Source organism: Gallionella capsiferriformans ES-2, from assembly GCF_000145255.1.
Lineage (GTDB): Bacteria > Pseudomonadota > Gammaproteobacteria > Burkholderiales > Gallionellaceae > Gallionella > Gallionella capsiferriformans.
Genome location: NC_014394.1, coordinates 869,206 through 888,679, shown reverse-complemented (window position 1 = coordinate 888,679; position 19,474 = coordinate 869,206). Strand labels below are relative to the sequence as shown.

Below are 19,474 nucleotides of genomic sequence, written 5' to 3'. Positions count from 1 at the left end.
GGTTAATCCACCTGATGTTTAAAGGGCAACCAGACGCGCATCGCTGTCCCCTTCCCCGGCGCACTCTGCACTTCGATCCGTCCGCCGTGCTTTTGCACAATACCGTAGGAGACCGACAGTCCCAGCCCCGTTCCCTGCCCCACCGGTTTGGTTGTAAAAAACGGATCGAATATCTGATGCAAGTTCTCAGAGGGAATCCCTTTGCCGGTATCGACCACTTCAAACCACGCATCGGTACCACTGGCACCGGTACGAATCGTGATCGTGCCACGATGCTCAATGGATTGTGCCGCATTTACCAGCAGATTCATAAAGACCTGATTGATCTGTGATGGCATGCATTCAACCTCCGGCAGTCCGGCATATTCCTTGACCACCTCCGCTTTATATTTAATCTCATTCCAGGCAACATTGAGCGTGCTGTCCATACACTGCTCGAGATTAACACTCTGCCAGACGGTTTCGTCCATATGCGAGAAATTGCGCAAGTCCTGAATAATGCGTTTCACCCGCGCCAGACCGTCTTGTGACTCATGCAGTAATTTGGGAATATCCTCCAGCAGATAGGGCAGATCGACGCCCTGCTTGGCGCCCTGCACTTTGACGAGTGCCGCGGGCGTCAGCGCTGGCTCTGCTAACTCATAGACTTGCAACACGCGTGCGATATCGCCCACATACTGATCCAGCGTGTTTAAATTGGAATTGACAAAACCGATAGGGTTATTGATCTCGTGCGCAACGCCCGCCGCAAGCTGACCTACCGATGCCATTTTTTCAGCTTGCAGCAATTGATTCTGTGCACTTTCAAGTTTTTGATTCAGGCGTTTCAATTCCAGATTATTGTGCAGCAATTGCGTGTTTGCACTCTCCAGTGCAGCGGTTCGCTGCTGAACACGTAACTCCAACTGCTCGTTCAAATCACGCAAGGCTTCGCGTTCTTTTTCCAGCGCCTGATTGGTTTGCATGACCTCGACGGTCTTCTCGCCGATTTTACTGTAAAGCGTATTTAGCGCTTCGAGCATGACGTCGCCCGAACGGGATACCGTGGCCGCCGCCTGACTCGCGGCAGACTCAGGCGTAGCGCCGTTCTGCAACGCCTGAATTTCACGTGCTAGACGCAAGTCCACGACCATGATGTGTTGCAACAACCAGCGCGTCAAATATTCAAGCAACTGGGCCAGCAAACTCATCGAATTTTGCGGGGAAGTTTCAATGATACCTACGGCCAGCGTAACTTGTTTACGAAACGCGTTATGCGCTTTGAGATGATTTTCCTGATGAGCGGCACTGACCGCGTACTGCTGCATCAATTGTTCTTCCGTGGCGAAGTGATGCTGGGCGTATCCCACTAACTCGTTCAGCACAGGCTTGATCTGAGCGCTATCAGCCGCTACCGAACACAGACTACCAATTTCATTGATTAATTTAACCAGATGCCGATGCTGATCATCGACCTCATCAATGCCGGTCACGAGTTTATCGCTCCAGACAAATGCCTCAACCTTTGGAAAATCCTGCATACCGGCGTCCTTCATTCTTGCGACTTAACCCAGTAGGTCAGTGCATATTTTTCCGCATGCTCAAACCTGATCATCTGTTCAATCAGCATATCGTCCAGCACATGATCCTGACTCAGCAGCAGCAGTCCCTCTCGCGTAACGATATCTTTGGCCAGCACCATGCCCTTTTTCAGCTGGGCTGAGTGTATCTTTACCACGACTTCCTGTGTCGCAAGCGTTCCGCTAAACAGGTCTTTGAACGCCTGCACAACGGTCGGATCATATCGCTTGCCGCCCGATTCGATGATAAATTTAAACGCTTTGGTCTGCGTAATCCGCGCACTGAGTATATTGCCGTGCTGCAACCCATCGTAATCATTGGCAACCTGTAAAATACGCGCTCCCAGTGGAATCGCAAAGCCGGCAAGCCCGTCGGGAAAACCCAATCCATCGAATCGCTCGTGATGCGCGCGAATAATAAGCGCTGCGCCCTTGAGCTTATCCAGCGGCATCAGCGCCGTCTGTGCAATAACCGGGTGACGCATCACTTCCTGCTGTTCCGCATGGCTCAGCGAAGGGAACGGCTTATCCAGCAAGGCATCAGGCAAACCGATTTTTCCGATGTCATGCAACAGGCCTGCCAGCACAACATCCTGCACCTCCTCAGGCGCGAGTCCCATCTGCGTTGCAAGTTTGCGAGCCAGATCGGCAACACGTCGGGAATGTCCTCCTATGCTGCCTGCACGCAACTCCATTAGATTGGAGAATATCGCCACGGAAGTGAGGAAATTTCGTCGGAGTTGCTCATTGGAGCCCTCAAGTGCCTGCAGTGCGCGCTGCAGCGATAAAGTGCGTTCTTGCACTTTGACCTCAAGACTGGCATTAAGCGTCTTCAAGGCTTCATTTTGCTGGAAGGTCAACAATTCCAGCCGCTGCTTTTCCTGCAACAGCAATTTTCGCTCCATCGCGTGTTTCAACAGCAACAGCACGTCGTTGTCATCCCAGGGCTTGGCAATATAACGATAAATTTCGCCCTTATTGATCGCCGCCATAGTCGATTCAACATCGGCATAGCCCGTCAGCAGCACACGCACCGTGTCAGGATAGTGCTGCCGTACCTGCTCAAGAAATTGCGCGCCATCCATTTGCGGCATACGCATATCTGAAATAACCAGATCGACAGTGTGCTGAGTCAACAACGAAAGGCCTTCTGCGCCACTCTCCGCCGTCAGCACTTGATAGCCGTTGCGTCGCAATAGACGTTGCAATGCACTCAAAATATTGGGTTCATCATCCACACAGAGGATCAACGCAGGGACTGCTGCGGACGAGATGGCAGAAGAATTCATCGAAGAAAAAATACGAATGGAAGGCGTAGTGGTATTCTGCGACCGAATTGATGTCCAATCAACAAGAAATTGATACCATAACCGGCAATGACGGTGAAGCGACAAACTGACATCTGAACTCCGGAGGCTACTTGAAATGACCATCGCCAATATCATGACGCGCAACGTGGCCCAAATTGATCTTAGGCAACCGATGTCCGTCGCCACCGAAATGATGCAACGCATGCAGATAAGCTGCCTGCTGGTGATCGAAAACAACCTGCCTGTCGGCATACTCACCGAACGTGATGTCGTCCGTGGCACAGCCAGCGGATTCACAACCGCACAACCGGTCGCCGAACTGATGAGCACCCCGCTGCGCTCGATTGAACAAACCGCCAGCAAATCAGAAGCCTACCACACGCTGATCAAACACGGCATCCGGCATTTACGGGTCATTGACGAACACGGCAACACCACAGGCATCGTCAGCGAAACCGATTTTCGCAATCAGGCCAGTATCGAACATTTTCTGCAATTGCGCGATGTCGGCAGCGCGATGAGTGCAGACATACTCATGTTAAGCGAACAGGCCAGCGTAGCCGATGCGGCAAATGCGATGACGAAAAGCAGGACGGACTATGTGCTGGTCGGTGAAAATCGCTGTACTACAGGCATCCTCACCGAGCGCGATATCGTACGCCTGTTTGGGCAAGACGATCCCCGACGCGTTTTGCGCGAGGTGATGTCCAAGCCGGTCGCGAAGGTGGCACGGCAAACTCAGCTCAAAGATGCTGCAAAAAAAATGCAGGATGAGGGCATCAGACGGTTAGTCGTCGAAGATGACGCAGGGCAAGTGATCGGCGTACTGACCGAACACGATGTCGTCAAACCGCTTGAAGAAGACTATGTCGATATTCTGCAGGCGATCATCGACAGCCAGTCAATCAAGCTGAATCAATTGCAAGCCGACATGCTCAATCGTCAGCTGGCCGAATCCATCATGGCATGGAAACGTCCCTTTCTGGATCTGCTCGACAACTTACCACTGAAGGTATTTATCAAGGACACCCGCTCCAACTACATCGCCTGCAACAAATCCTATGCCGATGATTTAGGGATCCAGCAGTCGGAGATAGCGGGCAAGTCGGATTTGGATTTCTACCCTGCCAGCCTTGCACAGCATTACCGCGAAGACGATGCCCGCGTCATTGAGTCGGACCAGACCATCACGATGGTCGGCCCCTATCTTGCGGGCAGTCGTCAGACGTGGGTACAAATCAGCAAATCCCCGTGGCACGATGGGAGAGGAGACATCGGCGGCGTGATCGGGATATTTCAGGATGTCACGCACGAGTATCAGATGAATAAGGCATTGCAGCGCAAAGCTCAGCTCTACGAGGTGTCAAGCCAAGTCAATTCGGCCATCATCCACCTGCAGGACACCCAATCACTGTTAGATAAAGTTTGCGACATCATTCTGAGCTTTAGCGGTTTTCGTCTGGCATGGATAGGCCGTGAAAATAGCGAACAACAGGTTGTGCCCGTCGCGATTGCAGGTCAGGCACGCGATTACGTGAGCGATCTCTCGCTCAGCACCCAAACCGGCTTACCCGGCGCGCAAGGACCTGCGGCCACTGCTATCAATGAGAATCGTATCGTGGTCGTCGATGATTTTCTAAACGATCCTATGTCTCTCGCATGGCATGAAGCTGCGGCTCAATACGCCCTGCACGGCAATATTTCTTTACCGATCAATGCGCCCGATTTTCGCGGTGCTCTGATGGTCTATGCAGATACCGTCAATTTTTTCGATCACGAAGTCATCCTATTGCTGAAGGAATTGAGTGAAGATATTTCTTTTGCACTCAAGCAAATCCACATCAACACCATAAAACGACAGCAGGAGACTGAGCTAAAACTGGCAGAACAGGTATTTTCCCGCAGCGCAGATGCAATGATCATCACCAACCCTGACAACAATATCGTCCGCGTCAATCAGGCTTTCTGTGAAATTACCGGTTACACCAGCGAAGAAGTGATCGGCAAAAATCCGCGCATCCTGAAATCTGAAAAGCAGGATCATGATTTTTTTCGTTCGCTGTGGCGCAGCCTTGAGTTACAAGGGAGCTGGCAGGGCGAAATCTGGAATCGTCGCAAAAACGGCGAAATTTATCCCGAATGGAGCAGCATTAATGCCGTCAAGGATGCCTCAGGCCGGGTGGTCAATTATTTCGCGGTATTTAGCGATCTGCTGCAAAAAAAGGCACTGGCTGAACTCGACCACCTCAAGCACTACGATGCGCTGACCGACTTGCCTAATCGCGCCTTGCTGGAAGATCGCATTGAAAGTTCGATCACCCATGCCAGACAATATGAGCGTTTCATCGGTGTCATCTTCCTCAATCTGGATCACTTTCACACCGTGAACGATATGCTCAGCCATGCAGGCGGCGATCAAGTTCTGATTGCCACTGCAAAACGGTTGATGGATGCGGCACCGGCACAAGCCAGCATTTCACGACTGTCGGCTGACACCTTTGTCATCGCACTACCCGACCTCAATACCAGCGAGGAAATTAACCGCACAGCCGAACTCATTGCGCAAAAGATTTATCAACCGCTGACCGTTGCAGACCAATCCGTACAACTGTCTGCACGAATGGGTATTTCGGTATATCCGATCGACGGCAACGATGCCACGACGCTGATGAAACATGCTGATGCCGCCTTAGCGGACGCAAAACAGTGCGGCGTCAGAAATAGCTTTAGATTCTATTCGTCAAGCATGAACGAACATGCGCACAAACTGCTGACCATGGGAGCCGAGTTGCGCAATGCCATCTCACAGAACAGACTGGTGCTGCATTATCAACCGCAGGTCGACATTATTACGGGGCAAATTATCGGTGCAGAAGCGCTGATCCGCATCAATCATCCCGAACGCGGCATCATCTCTCCGGGCGAATTTATTTCAGTCGCCGAAGAAACCGGTCTGATCATTCCGATGGGCACCTGGGTCATCCGTGAAGCCTGCCGGCAGATGCAGCAGTGGCATCTGGACAAGAATATTGAGCTGACCATCGCGATCAATCTCTCCCCCTTGCAACTGCATCAGTCCGATTTACCGGAAATAGTCAGTCTGGCCTTACACGACTCAGGTCTTAATGCCCGCTATCTGGAACTCGAATTTACCGAGAGCGCGATCATGAAAAATGTACGCGAAACGGTTGCCATCATGAATAAGTTCAAAGCAATGGGACTGCACTTATCGATCGATGATTTTGGCACGGGATACTCCAGCCTGTCCTATCTCAAACAATTCCCGGTAGATAAACTAAAAATCGATCAGTCATTTGTCAGCAACATCACACAGGATCCAAACGATGCGGCGATCGTACAGGCGATCATCGCACTGGGCAGAACGCTGGGCATGACCACCATCGCCGAAGGCGTCGAAACAGAGGCGCAATTAGGCTATTTGCGCTCGGTAAACTGCAAAGAGATGCAAGGATATTTGTATAGCGCCCCTCTGCCGGCTGAGGAATTCGCAGCATTGCTGGTGCGCGGAAAAATGATGGCTGATAACAAGTCGGAGAAAATTCTGCTGCTGGTCGATGACGAAGAAAACGTACTGTTATCACTCAAGCGCATCCTGCGGCGCGAGGGCTATCAGATTCTAACAGCAACCAGTGCAGAGGAAGGTCTGGAGATCATGGCTAAACATCAGGTCAACGTCGTACTCTCGGATCAACGCATGCCCGGGATGAGCGGCGTCGAGTTTCTGCGCCGTGTAAAGACGATGCACCCTAATGTGGTGCGGATGATATTGTCTGGTTACACCGAAATCGGCACGTTAACCGATGCGATTAACAAAGGTGAAATTTACCAGTTCATCACCAAGCCATGGGAAAACGAAGCACTCACTGCCATGATCCGTGAAGCCTTTGTCCGCTATGAAATATTAAAACGCCCTGTGGAGTAACGTTAGCACGGGCTTAGCCGATCCAACTTGCGCGGAAATGCGATGAAACGGAGGGGGTACGCACAGATGCTTCCCTCGAAAAATAATCTTCCAAGGGTGACGTAAAATTAACGTTACTTTTGGAAAGGCAAATGATGAAAATACCGAAGCAGGAATACACGACGGAGTTCAGGGAGCTGGCCGTCAAGCGACATAAGGAAGTTGGATCGATCAGCGGGGTCGCCAAGGAGTTAGGACTGGTCGAGCAGACATTGCGTAACTGGGTCAAGGCGGCAGAGGCTGGCAAGCTCAATGGTCCTGGCACAAAGCCGATTACGCCGGAGCAGATGGAATTATCGCGGTTACGCGCCGAAAATATCCGTTTGAAACGAGAGTGTGAAATATTAAAAAGCGATGGCGTACTTCGCGAGAGAAACTCGGTGAAGTCCAGAGAGCATCTTTATCCGGCATGAGAAATTTGCTCACGTTCAAAAACTCTACGCCATATAAGCAGGATCGGTCGCAAAGCGTAATAAGCCAGAAATAAACGATCAGGCAGCCGTACAACCCTTAAATCATTTGGCGACAAAAAATAATGTGCCAGCTCCCCCCATAGAAAACTATAACTCTCAATTAAGCTCATCCGATACACCAGATGTGCCGCAAAGTGAAATGCAGTCGGGCTTGCCAAGGCGCGTTCAGGTTTGTTTAAATTTTGGTACACCATTTTAACTTGCCAATTTAACAGTCGCTGTTTCTCCATCACTTCAGCGACTACATCAGGTGGCACCCAGCCAAACATGAGTTGAGCCAGTTTCAAACCAAGGAGTAAAGCAGAAAAACAATTTGCACGTTTGGCGTCTACGAGTACCTGCAACCAATCCCAGTCTCGACTTTCCAGCACCTGCGGCAAGTCCATTAACCATTTCAAGCGATACCAGCCGTGCCTTGCGCCATGATCGCAAAGATACAGAAGCAGAGAAATCGGCTCAATTATCTTTATGGAGTCACCAGCCACCACAATTGACTCTGCGGATAAAAGCAAGTCAGTGGGATTGAGACGCAAGCCTGCTAAATTTTTCACAATTCGCCAATGCAACTCCAGATGTTCGCCATCTGGATGAATCAGCACATCATGATGAAAAATCCTGCGCAAAAATCTGGAGTGTCGCTCTCCCCTTGCCTCAATATCCTGAAAATCATGTCCGCTGTCCTGTGTACACCCCTGCTTTAACAACAAAGCGCGAACCTTTGTTACTGATCGTTCCGGCACATAGAAATCAATATCATTGGCATGGCGCAAACTTATTTCACCGTAATACTGCTGTGCCAAGGTCACGCCTTTGAGTGGCAGGTACGGAATGTCGTGAGTGCGCATCAGTCGGGTAAGTTGCAGATTGATGCGAAGCGCATTCAAGGATTTGACCGCATTTTGTTGAACTCGTACCGCAAGCTTGTCCAGAATCTCACTGGAAAAAACACCAACAGCATGTTGCTTCAGATTGTGATAAAGCAACGGCTCTATACGATGCCGAATTGCCAGCCAGATCAACGCATCAGCGTGAATGAGAGGAGCCAACTTAGCCTGTAATTTTAAATCTGCATCAGTTGGCTTAACACGACAGCAAGCGCACAAAATCTGAATTTCCGATGACTGCTTTTTTGGGTAGTGGATATGCCAATCCATAGAAGTATCCGAATTCATTGATCGATTTGTGAAATGGCATGCGCCAAGCAGGGCGAGACGAAACAACCCAGCACTGTGAATTGACCAAAGCTCTCCCCTCCGGTGACACGTACTCTTCCTGCGGTCACCCAAGCATGGGCTTTAAGTGTTGATCCTGTCGGATCTCGAGTGACGCCGAAAAACAGGCAGTATGGGACACAATAAATCCCGAGTAATATTCTTGCAACCACTGCCTGAGGAAAACAGTTTGAAACCCACGGCGTATAGCTGGCTGCTGTTTGTACCACGCGGGCGATGGATAAGGCTCTTGCCTCGCGACCTGAATCGACAAGCGCCACCCAAGGTAGAATACCTGTACGCACCCCAAGACGGGGAGCTAAATGCCGAAATGGAATGATGAGAACGAGCGAACGGCTTACCCCCAGCAAAAACCATACAGGGAGAAACCAGGTTTTTACAAACCAGGATAGGTGTGCAAAATTACGCACCTTGCGTAAAAGAGTTGAAAAAATCATCGCTGCCGTGAAAAAAATGCGTAGCCATCCGAGCTTTGCTGCGTCATAAGTGGCCTTATATACTTGATAAGGCATGTATTATTGCACACTCATCTGTTTGTCACGATCCCAATGGCCATATGCAGGCCGTATTATTTTAAGCAACATCAAATGAAATGCGAATAAAACTCACGTGGATGGCGGGCCGCTTATGGCAAGAAATTGCCCGTCGACGCCTGCCTCATGGCCTGCTTAGTTTGCGCTATCTGCTGCCTATCCGTGATGACCGTATCAAGTTGCACCGCACGATGTGGTGGCAAAGCCGCGCGGGTAAGCCCTTGCCGCTTTGGTTGTTGCTCGAAATCTGGTTATGGGTGCGATGGCTAGGATTTGGTGCATGGCGCTCTACCTGGATCGCGGTGCGGCATTATGGGCCGGCAATCCGTCAGAGCGAGGGGATACCCTTGCGTCGTCAGGCAAGTCAGGCGATAGCGATTGCCTTGGGTTGGTGTATTCCAGCATCGTATCTGTACCGCTATGCACTCTATAAACATCCCGGCTCGACGCTTGATTACGTGTTCGATCACGAAACGGCAAGCTATCATCGCTGGCGCAGCCGCGCTCTGGGCTTCGGCAAAGCGTCTCTTGCACTGTTGCAGGACAAATGGCAACAAACGGAAACGCTCGCCCGACTCGGGGTACCCATGGCCCCCATACTGGCGAAAGTGCACAGAAACGATAGCGACAAGCTCTACCCTTGGCTGCGATCAGATACCCGCCTGTTCTGCAAGACGCGCTCGGGAAATCGCGGGATAGGCGCTTTTTCTGTCGGGTGCCGACAAGGTGAGATAGCTGGCCGCACACTGGAAGGGCGTCAGTTAAAGAGCTTAACGGAGGTGGAATCCGCCTGGCGCGAACTGCTCGCACTCGATGACGCACTCATACAACCCTTCCTAGACAATCACCCGGAACTGGCGCGCTTGTCCGATGGAGACGATGCCATTACGCTACGCTTCATCAGTCATCGGCATGAAGGTCGACTAACCTGCCTGAACGCCACCCTGGAATTGCCGGCGGGGTGGGACGAGCAAACGGGATGCCCGCATTATGTCGTTTTGCCGCTGGACGAGGATGGGAAAATCCTGCCATTTCCTCAAGAGAAATTACTGCCGCCGGCACAGGAAACCTACCGCCGCATTCATGCCCGTTTAAGTGGCAACGATGTCGTACCTCAATGGAAAACAGTGGGAGCGGGCAGCTTTCTTGCCCATAGCCAGTTCCCCGATATTTGCGACATCGCCTGGGACTGGGTGATCACCCCTGCTGGACCATTGTTGCTCGAAGGAAACTCGGGGTGGAATACAGAAGTGATGCAATTGCTCAACGGTGGATTGTTGCGGCAATAAGGCCGTATTATTTCGAGTCGCCGCACTTTTCTGAAGATGAAAAAATTTTATTTACTTAAAACATCGCCTTGTGTTATAAAATTCAACGGTAAAAATATCATCCATTTTAGAGGAAATAAACGTGAATTCGATTATAAAAGTAACAGCCGAAAGCCGCACCCCAGAGCTTGACACGCGTAAAGTTTATCAGGCACCCACGCTGCTCGAGTTGCAGATAGGCAAAGGCACTGAAGGCAATAAGGGGCAGATGGGGCCAGAATCTTCTGCTTCCTCGCCGAGCTGATCGCGCGTGCCGGTGACACACCGGAGTTTTGTTGCCGCAATAGCGGCGCTTACCGCAGCAAAGTGACTCTTCAGTCAGCTCATAAAGATCAGTTCCTATGTTTGCTGGAATGATGATTCTTGCCCCCGGGCTGCAAGTGCAGGAAATTGTCGAGCCTCGGGCATGGCATCGCGCGCTGTCGCCTTACCGTTGCGCGGATGCAGAGGCGGCCTGGGAGAGCGGTCCCGCCATGCTGGTGCAGGCGCGGGTGTTCAATACGCCGGAATCCCACGCTGAAACCTTGCCCTGTGTCTGCCCGGAATCGGGCGTCGCCGTGACTTTCTGGGGGCGGCTGGATAATCGCGAGAATCTTGCCGCACGCCTGAATCTTGAACCTTCGCTAGCCGATTCACAGATAGTGCTGGCCGCCTGGCGGCGCTGGGGCGAGGCGCTACCGGAACAGCTGCTGGGGGATTTTTCCCTCGTCGTGCTGGATCCAGTGCATCGGCAGGTGTTCATAGCGCGCGATCCCTTCGGAGCCAAGCCGCTGTATTACCGGTTGAACAATAAGGCATTGATCTTCGCCACCACGCTGGCAGCCTTTCGTGTGCTTAAAACCGGATCGCCCGCTCCCGACAAAGACTGGATGGGGCGCTTCCTGGTTAATCTCAGCCAGCATGACAATCGGCAAACCTGTTTTGACGATGTCGTTAAGCTGCCGCCCGGACATTGTCTGACGGTGGGTTCTGACGGTAAGGAGCAACTGCGGCGCTGGTTCGTTTGGCGCGACGACCCGCCGGCAGCCAAACGACGCGATCCGCGCTGGGTGGATGAGTACCGCGCCGCGCTGGAACAGGCGATACGCTGTCGCATGCGCAGCAGCTACCCGTTAGGCACCGAAAACAGCGGCGGCATCGATTCAGCCGCCATCACAGCCTATCTCGCCCATTTTTTGGGTGAGCCCGGCGACCGATTGCACAGTTTCGGCCTGGCTCTGTGCGAGCAGGAACCTGCTTTTATTTTGGAGACCAGCCAGCAACGCCGTATCGTCCACAACTACATCCTTACAGCCTTGCCGGAACGGGGAGATGACGACATCGAACGCGTTCTGACAGTGCTTGGACATCCCGAAGAATATCGCATGGGTTCCGCCCATTTGCCTTTTTACCGGGAATGTGAGTTGCGGGACGTGCGTACCCTATTTTCCGGTTTTGGCGGGGATGAGGCCGTCACCAACCCAGGCCACCATCTGCGCTATGAACTTCTGAATGCGGGGCAGTATGCTCAACTCTGGAATATTCTGCCCGGCAATCCGCTGATGCGCACGCTCAGACTCGCCAAGGCTATAACGATTAACCACGATCCACAACCGTATAGTTCGCTTTACATCGATGCCTGGAAAAACAAGCGCCCTCATCTGCTGTTACGCGAGGAATTGCTTCAGCGCTTGAATATCGATGATCTCTATCTAGAAACGGCGCGATACGATGCCCCCTATAGGCGCATCAACGATTTTGTGCTGAATAGCCTGGCACCCTACGTCACAAACCGCCTGGAAAACTGCACGCTGATCGCAGCCTCTTTCGGCGTGGAATATAGCTGGCCACTGCTCGATGTGCGCCTGGTACAACAATATTTATCCACCCCCAGTATCGAAAAGTTCGGGCCGCAAGGCATGGGGCGCTACCTCCACCGTTGCGCTATTAACAGGATCGTGTCGTCACGGATAGCATGGAAACCGACCAAGGACATGGGTTCTGACCGTTTGGCCCGGGAACGTAACTCTACCGCAGGCTTACAGAGTGTTATCAAACAGGCGCAACGCCAGGCCGCGCATCTGCATCCCGCGCTGGAAGAGCTGATAGATATTAAAAAACTCTGCGGCCAGATCGAGCGCGTCACACGGGGCGAAGTTGATCAGTGGATTGCCAATACATTTCGGAAAAACGTGGAGGCGCTACGTCTGCTCAACCATTGGCTGCACGGTGGGCCGGTGGATTGATGGTGTGCCTGCTGAGCTTTGCCATTTTTCGAATGATCCAATTCAGACTGGTTCGCCTCGCTCGTCCAGATAGCCGAAACGGCGCATGACTTCCCCATGCTCGGCAACGATTCTGGCCACCTGCTCCGCTGTCAGTTGCTCGCGCCAACCGCCGCTTTTGCCTTGCTGAAAAAAACGCGCAGTATGCTGCGGTCGTTCATAAAAACCCTTTTCCGCTTCCTGGCGGGACAGTTCACTGAACGCACTGAAGCGAATGGCTTTTTCGATCCGCTGTGGGTCTTTGGGCATTTGTAGAAAAGCTGCCGCACGGGAAAAAGTGTTCAGCGGATCTTGCAGCATATCTTCGTAGCGGATGGTCAGGCAGTTTAATCCGGGCGCGTCCGCCCAACTTAGCACATGACCAGACCAGTTAAGCAGGCGCTGCTCAAGCTGGGCAGCCATTTTTTTTCGCGAGCGTGCAAAGCGAGTATCGGGATTGCCCATATTGACGATGGCGTGGTCTATGCTGCAATTCCAGTGATTGGCGGCGGAGGACGCCACATCCAGTGGGTTGCGAAGGATGTAGAGAGCGCCCAACGTTGCCTCCATGCTTACCAGTGGCTCGTTTGCTGTGGTGTAGGTATAGGCGTCGTGAATCTTGTGGTAGCTGATTTTTTTTTCATGCAGGGCTGCCCAGCGATATATTTCCGGGCGAAGGTACTCTATTTCGGCAGAGTCAAGATCGGCGGTATCAAAACCCAGCACTTCATCCAACCAGTTGCGCGAACTGGCAATGGCGGAGGTAAAGTCATCACGATCATTGATATCAACGGGCATGTCCTGATCTTTCTGCAGATTACACAGAAAAATGCGCAGCCAAGTATTGCCCGATTTAGGATAGGAGGCCAGCCAGTAGATGCCGTTGACGGGGTTCATGAATGTCCGGTTGTGTCGGCGAGGATGCGTTCGACAAGGGCGTCGACGGTAAAGCCTTGTTCGGGTCTTGTTAGTCGCGCCAAATGTATGCGCCCGGCCAATTGGCCGCACAACTTCAAGTGATTGGCCTTGAGCGCCATTCCTTCCAGAAAGCGCACGCGGTATGTATTGTCGTGCAGAGCGGCAAATCGAGCCATGCCCTGTATCGGCTCGAACAGGATTTCTGTCTTTTGGTGGCGATCCAGAATGTAAACCCAACGCACCGGCAGGGGCTGCTCTGCAAATTGCTGCAAGGCCGGAAAATTGAATTTTTGCATCTCCGGCCGAATGCGTCGTAATTTTTCAGTATTAACTTTCAGATGATCGGCAGCATCCTGCCATAACTTGATACGTGGGAATCCGGGTACGGCCCTGCATTGGCTATCTACAGGCACGACATCATCGGCCAATATCTGATAACCACGTTGCATAAACGCGGCGGCCAGCGTTGATTTTCCGGCACCGGAATCCCCTACGCATACCATGCAACTGTCGCCGATCCGTATCGCATTGCCGTGCAGCACCAGGAACTTTCGCTGAAATAGGATTGCTCCAAAAACAGAGCCGAGTAAAAACACCCTGATGCTATCCTCATCCACGCCGTGTTCTGGATCGATGCGAATTTCATTTCCGTCACTCGCCAGAAACCGGGCCACCCCAGGCACTTTTAACCACAATGCACTCTCGCTCGTCCACAGGTAAGGGCCAAGCTGTTGCCCCGCCACCAATCCGTCATGCGATACTTCAGCGATGACTATGCGCACATCGACGTCGTCGCACCCGCAAGCAGCATCGGCAGTCATCAACTCTGGCAGAGAAAGTTCGCTTGATATGGTCAGGCTATAGCATTTGTAGTTCATGGATGTAAAACTAGTTAGCAGGAAGTTGCATTTTAATGGGTGGAGCCGTTTTATAATAGACTCATTAGGCAGATGACGATATTAGCAAAGAATATAGGCGGGTAGCGTTCGGTCGAATTTTAATATGGGAGAAAATTTATGATAGTAGAACTTTCGAGCATTATCAGTCAGGGCACTGACCCGATCTGCACCGAAGTAGATGGTGAAACGGTGATGATGAGCATTGAAAAAGGTAACTATTATGGGATGAATGGAGTCGGAAGCCGCATTTGGCAACTAATCGCAGAGCCCATGAGCGTCTCGGTATTGTGCGGAATACTTCTGGATGAGTTCTGCATTGATAAGAAAACCTGTGAAGTCGATGCGCTGATATTTCTAAATAAGCTTGAAGAGCAAAACCTGATTCAGGTTCGATCCTAAAACTCGCAGCATGAATGCGAATGAAATAGCATCCCAGTCGCTATGCATGGCCTGTGGCTTTGCTGTGATGGGACTTTGTTCGGCTTCGTTTGGGCTACGCATGAGGATGATCACGCGTTCCTGGAATCCAAAAGCATCAAATTTAGTCGAGATCATAGCAAATTCTTTCCAAAATCGTGTTTGCAGCTTATATACTGCACGTCCACATAGCTGCAAAAAATTTAATTGCGGACTTATAAACCAATTTTTAGGGAATGAGATTTCTTGCGACGCAGCACAACGGATCATCAGAGAGACATCGGCTCACGCGAGTGAAGTGAGAAAGTCATTGATTGAGGTTGCAGGGGAAAGCGATGCCTGCCTAAAAGACCTCTATTTCCTAGTAAAAAATTCAGGCAAACCTGCGCACCACAGGCTGCTGCTTAACTATGTTGCCTTACAGCTTCGCATCAATAAATATTTCATAGTCAAGCCAATCACTGAGGCTTTGCCGGCTTGAAACGACCACATCACATGACGGGCATGTCCGCCTATCTGCGCACATTTCATAGTTTTGATCCCCCCGGGATATGGCGCGCGGTATTGCTTAATTTCGCTGCTGCGTTCGCCGAAGGAGCGGGGCTGTTGATGCTGCTGCCGATACTTTCACTTGCAGGCGTGCTTGGACAAGATAGCGGGCAGAAGAGTTGGCTACCAATGCTGGATCGGCTTTTTGTCTCGCTCGGGATAAGTTGGAGCATCGAATTTGCGCTGCTAGTCTTTGTCGTGTTGATCTATATTCAGTCGCAATTGACGCTACACAGGGACCGTGTATCTCAATCATTGCAATTACGGTTCGGCGACCATTTGCGAAAAACACTATATGCCGCGATTGTCCGCGCTAACTGGAGCTTCCTAACCGGAAAATACAGCGCAGAATTGCTGAACACACTCACCACCGAAGTTCAACGCATCACTACGGGCACTTATTTTTTGCTGCGTTTCTTTACTATCTCGATTCTTTCGATTGCCTATTTTTCCGTAGCATTATGGCTTTCAACATGGCTGACATTGTTAGCCCTTGCGATAGGCTTGGTTCTCTGGATGTTACTGCGAGGAGCGGATGATGCAGCGAAACAAGGAGGAATGATGCTGAGTCAGGCAAACCGAAAAATGTTCGCTCAGATACAGGAATTTTTGTCTGCAATGAAACTTGTGAAGATACATGGCGAAGAACTTAGCAGCTTGTACAGGTTCAATCGCGAGGTGGATCAGGTCAGTAATCACTCAATGGAATTTCAATGGATCAGGACGAGGGTGCAGGCGGTATACCGTGTAGGCGGAGCTATCGCACTTGCCGTTGTCAGCTATATAGCACTGGTCTGGTTTAAATTGCCCGCGACGCATTTTCTGCTGTTGGTCGCGATCTTTGCGCGTATGTTGCCCCAACTTGCCGAGTTTCAAAGCGGAAGGCAACAATTGCTACACATGTTGCCTGCTTTTTCTTCTTGGCGCAGGCTGATGGAAGCTTGCGAGGCGAATCAGAATCCTGAGGGGGCTGCATGCGGCAATGTTAAGTTGATGCAGGGTATTACATTTGAACGGCTAGGCTTCAGTTATCCGGAATCCCACCACAGGATCATCATTAGAAATTTGGCGATACCTGCCAGAAAAACCACTGCGATTATCGGTGTTTCTGGCTCCGGGAAAACGACCCTGCTTGATCTTTTGAGCGGTTTGCTCACACCCGATACAGGTACTATCCTGATTGACGGCGCCCCCTTACATTTGCTGCCGGGTTGGCAAAAAAGTATCGCATATATTCCACAGGAAACACAGATACAAAACGGCACCATTCGTGACAACCTGAACTGGAAAAACCTCGAACCGACCGACGCCGAGATTAAGCAAGCCATTTTGCAATCTGCACTAACCGAGTTTGTGCAGGGGTTGCCAAAAGGTCTTGAAACCGAAGTCGGCGAAAGGGGAGTAAAGCTCTCTGGTGGGGAAAAGCAGCGCCTAGCACTCGCCCGCGCATTGCTCAGGAAACCACAGCTTTTAATACTGGATGAAGCTACCAATGCACTCGATCCAGAAAATCATAGGCTTGTGATTGATTCGATCCGCGCCTTACATGGCAACTTGACAGTACTTATTGTCACCCACAAAACTGATGAGCTATCCGGTCTGATTGATGGCATGGTGCAGGTGGAACAGGGTGCTGTAGGTAAATGGATTCCCTTCGCACATAAAAAATCGACAACCGCTGACAAAAAGAATTGGAGCCCGTTGGCACTGAAGTGTTTTTAAGCTCGATTCTGGATAACTCTTTTTTGGTTGACTCATTGCAGATCGAATAGCAACTTCTATCACCTTGTTGCTGGTCTCGACCGTCAGCTTTCTTGCGATCCATTCTACACCTCGACAGGCCGCAATTGGCTCGCTCCAGTCAATGAGGTCGCATTATTGCACGGGAAATAACGGACATTGGCGTTAGCGGCTCAAATTATTTGCCAGTCCGTAGGTTTTTTGATCGTCGCGTGGCTAATTTGCCGAACAGATACCGCTTGAACTGGTGATAGTTAGGCGGTTTTTGTTGCCCACTTCAAATGAGATGCTTACTTTTCGCTTACTTTTATTTTTTTGCAGACTTTGACTTGAAGAGGAACAACGCTGTAGGTCATTGATTATTTGGTGCCAGAACCGGAATCGAACCGGTACGAAAGTTTCCTTTCGACGGATTTTAAGTCCGTCAACTATCCCTGTATTTACAAGCTTTATATACTTTAATATTAGTTTATGTCACACTATTGTCACAGTGACATGTAAATCAGGGGTAAATTATGGCGACAATACGGGTTCGTGGTGACGGTCAATTTCAAGCGCAAATTCGCTTAAAAGGACATCCGGCGACAAGCAAGACTTTTCCAAATCGTCGCATGGCTGAACAATGGGTGACGATCACAGAATCGGAAATAATGAGGGGCGAATTCATACAGCGCAAAGCCGTTGAAGTGATAACGCTTGAAAAATTCCTGACGAAATACTCTGAAGAACGCAGCGCTGGGAAAAAGGGTGAAAAGCAGGAGCTTGTCAGAATCAATAAATTGAAGCTGCACCCTCTGGCGAAAAAGGCCGTCTCGCAGATCACGGTTGATGATATTGAAGACTATGTATATCAGAGAAGGCAAGACAAGAGCCGGCGCAACCCAGAAAACAATGTAAGCGAAGCAACGATCAGGCTTGAAGTCATGCTCTTGTCTGCTGTCTTTGAAGCCGCAAAATCTAAGCGATGGAACTACTGCCGCACAAACCCAGTGCGCGACATCGATCAAGATGCGCGGCCCGGCAAATCGTCAGAGCGAGTACGCAGACTTGTCGGAGAAGAAGAGTCAAGATTGCTTGCTGCACTTGATAAGCGATGCAGAAATGCAGATATTCCTTTAGTCGTCCGTTTAGCTATTGCCACGGCAGCGAGGCAGTCGGAAATAATAGGTAAGGACAGCACCAGCACACGCCCTGCATCCCCAGGATTGTGCTGGGAGAATGTTAATCTGGCGCAACGGTCGGCAAAGCTGATCGATACGAAAAACGGGAAAGATCGAATTATTCCGATTGGCGATAGCGCGCTGGCACTTCTGTCAGCCCTCCCCCGCCCAATTACTGGCGGTCGAGTTTTCAAAGTGACTCAGGACGGGTTGATTCGGTCGTTCGCTGCTGCCTGTGTTGATGCAAAGATTGAGGATTTGACTTTTCACGACCTAAGGCACGAAGCGACAAGCAGGATGGTTGAAGCCGGTTTGTCACTGCTGGAGGTTCAAAGCGTGACAGGTCACAGTAACGCGGAGATGGTAAAGAGATACACGCACTTGGACACTCTAAGGCTGGCAAAAAAACTGGGGTGACACACAGCGGCCACCAACAATCACTCAACTAATGAGACAATACCAGCAGTCACCGATTGATGGGATTTAAATTAACCAGCGCTTCATGAATAATACTGTCGAAAATATTGAAGCTTCTGAAGAAAATCAGTTGATGGGTCAGCATCATGATGCGGTTGAACCTCATCACCGATTTGGCATTATCCAATATAAAGCCGACACATGGGATTTGTCGCATCTTGAAGCGTTTGCCATTCGAATTGACCCGAACCTAGGATTTGAAATTCATGTCATTATTTTGTTTTCTTGCCATTGCTTTTCGCACTCAATAAAACATGACGATCGAGTAGAAAGCCAAATTCCCGCTGAAGAAATTTTCGATAATGGCCGCGAACGCCGCGTTCTAAATGAACAAAGATATCGCCTATCCATACAATATTTACCAAAAATTATTCACGAATTACAGCAGCGAAAAATTCAAATTGCCGGCTCTGACGTCCAGAATTTCGTTACTTTTGAAATTCCAGACTCAGATTCAAGCCAGACTGCGGCACGGTATGCCATTTTCTTTGAGGTAGAAAAATCCAAGTCTCGGAAAAAACACGTTCTTCTACGAGTTCAATCAGCTTATATTCTTGAAAAAATAACAGACCGGCAACGAAAATCAGGTAAGGTAAGTTTTAACGCACTGTTAAAAGCAGTTTATGAAGGACGAAAAATCAAAGGCTAGAAAGA

At 50.5% G+C, this 19,474-nt stretch carries 15 protein-coding genes and 1 pseudogene; 10 read left to right on the top strand and 6 right to left on the bottom strand.

From position 1 onward, the window contains the following. Positions 1-2: 2 nt before the first annotated feature. Entirely contained in the window at positions 3-1,520 is a 1,518-nt protein-coding gene (locus tag GALF_RS04190) for a bacteriohemerythrin (protein ID WP_013292812.1), read from the bottom strand. An 11-nt stretch (positions 1,521-1,531) separates the two neighbouring features. Further along, complete coding sequence (locus GALF_RS04185; RefSeq protein WP_013292811.1) at positions 1,532-2,848, bottom strand: HD domain-containing phosphohydrolase; 1,317 nt, start codon at positions 2,846-2,848, stop codon at positions 1,532-1,534. Between the two features lie 136 nt (positions 2,849-2,984). Here GALF_RS04185 and GALF_RS14820 point away from each other — a divergent pair, with 136 nt between their 5' ends. Further along, complete coding sequence (locus GALF_RS14820; RefSeq protein WP_013292810.1) at positions 2,985-6,812, top strand: EAL domain-containing protein; 3,828 nt, start codon at positions 2,985-2,987, stop codon at positions 6,810-6,812. 131 nt (positions 6,813-6,943) lie between these two features. Then, a pseudogene (locus GALF_RS04175) lies at positions 6,944-7,237 on the top strand (transposase); the annotation flags it as partial. A gap of 14 nt (positions 7,238-7,251) precedes the next feature. Here GALF_RS04175 and GALF_RS04170 read toward each other — a convergent pair. Together GALF_RS04170 and GALF_RS15235 are read right to left on the bottom strand one after the other, a co-directional pair. Further along, positions 7,252-8,478 carry a nucleotidyltransferase domain-containing protein gene (locus tag GALF_RS04170; RefSeq protein ID WP_013292808.1) on the bottom strand — a complete coding sequence of 409 codons (1,227 nt, stop codon included), beginning with the start codon at positions 8,476-8,478 and terminating at the stop codon, positions 7,252-7,254. A gap of 14 nt (positions 8,479-8,492) precedes the next feature. After that, positions 8,493-9,068 carry a lasso peptide biosynthesis B2 protein gene (locus tag GALF_RS15235; RefSeq protein WP_150102567.1) on the bottom strand — a complete coding sequence of 192 codons (576 nt, stop codon included), beginning with the start codon at positions 9,066-9,068 and terminating at the stop codon, positions 8,493-8,495. Positions 9,069-9,148: 80 nt separating this feature from the next. Between GALF_RS15235 and GALF_RS04165 the strand changes: the two genes are divergently transcribed. The 3 genes from GALF_RS04165 to GALF_RS04160 all read left to right on the top strand — a co-directional run bounded on the left by GALF_RS04165 (position 9,149) and on the right by GALF_RS04160 (position 12,642). Next, positions 9,149-10,378: a sugar-transfer associated ATP-grasp domain-containing protein gene (locus tag GALF_RS04165; RefSeq protein ID WP_013292806.1), complete on the top strand. Its 1,230-nt coding sequence runs from the start codon at positions 9,149-9,151 to the stop codon at positions 10,376-10,378. A 121-nt stretch (positions 10,379-10,499) separates the two neighbouring features. Next, positions 10,500-10,661 carry a hypothetical protein gene (locus GALF_RS15670; RefSeq protein WP_190274096.1) on the top strand — a complete coding sequence of 54 codons (162 nt, stop codon included), beginning with the start codon at positions 10,500-10,502 and terminating at the stop codon, positions 10,659-10,661. 109 nt (positions 10,662-10,770) lie between these two features. Then, the gene (locus GALF_RS04160) at positions 10,771-12,642 is read left to right on the top strand and encodes an asparagine synthase-related protein (RefSeq protein WP_190274095.1); all 1,872 of its coding nucleotides are present in this window, start codon (positions 10,771-10,773) and stop codon (positions 12,640-12,642) included. A 42-nt stretch (positions 12,643-12,684) separates the two neighbouring features. Here GALF_RS04160 and GALF_RS04155 read toward each other — a convergent pair whose 3' ends face one another. Beyond that, the gene (locus tag GALF_RS04155) at positions 12,685-13,557 is read right to left on the bottom strand and encodes a sulfotransferase domain-containing protein (protein ID WP_013292804.1); all 873 of its coding nucleotides are present in this window, start codon (positions 13,555-13,557) and stop codon (positions 12,685-12,687) included. After that, positions 13,554-14,456, bottom strand: a complete 903-nt coding sequence (locus tag GALF_RS04150) for a phosphoenolpyruvate carboxykinase (ATP) (RefSeq protein ID WP_013292803.1) — start codon at positions 14,454-14,456, stop codon at positions 13,554-13,556. The genes GALF_RS04155 and GALF_RS04150 overlap by 4 nt, the downstream gene beginning before the upstream one ends. 138 nt (positions 14,457-14,594) lie before the next feature. On the opposite strand from GALF_RS04150, the gene GALF_RS04145 reads away from it, so the two are divergent. The 5 genes from GALF_RS04145 to GALF_RS04130 all read left to right on the top strand — a co-directional run bounded on the left by GALF_RS04145 (position 14,595) and on the right by GALF_RS04130 (position 19,469). Beyond that, positions 14,595-14,876, top strand: coding sequence for a lasso peptide biosynthesis PqqD family chaperone (locus GALF_RS04145; protein ID WP_013292802.1), 282 nt, complete (start codon positions 14,595-14,597; stop codon positions 14,874-14,876). A 10-nt stretch (positions 14,877-14,886) separates the two neighbouring features. Continuing rightward, positions 14,887-15,375, top strand: a complete 489-nt coding sequence (locus tag GALF_RS15485) for a hypothetical protein (protein ID WP_013292801.1) — start codon at positions 14,887-14,889, stop codon at positions 15,373-15,375. Between the two features lie 23 nt (positions 15,376-15,398). Next, entirely contained in the window at positions 15,399-17,165 is a 1,767-nt protein-coding gene (locus tag GALF_RS04140; protein ID WP_190274094.1) for an ATP-binding cassette domain-containing protein, read from the top strand. A 533-nt stretch (positions 17,166-17,698) separates the two neighbouring features. Next, on the top strand, positions 17,699-18,760 hold the full coding sequence (locus GALF_RS04135) for a site-specific integrase (RefSeq protein ID WP_013292799.1): 1,062 nt from the start codon (positions 17,699-17,701) through the stop codon (positions 18,758-18,760). 85 nt (positions 18,761-18,845) lie between these two features. Further along, positions 18,846-19,469: a hypothetical protein gene (locus tag GALF_RS04130; protein WP_013292798.1), complete on the top strand. Its 624-nt coding sequence runs from the start codon at positions 18,846-18,848 to the stop codon at positions 19,467-19,469. The last annotated feature ends 5 nt before the right edge of the window (positions 19,470-19,474 follow it).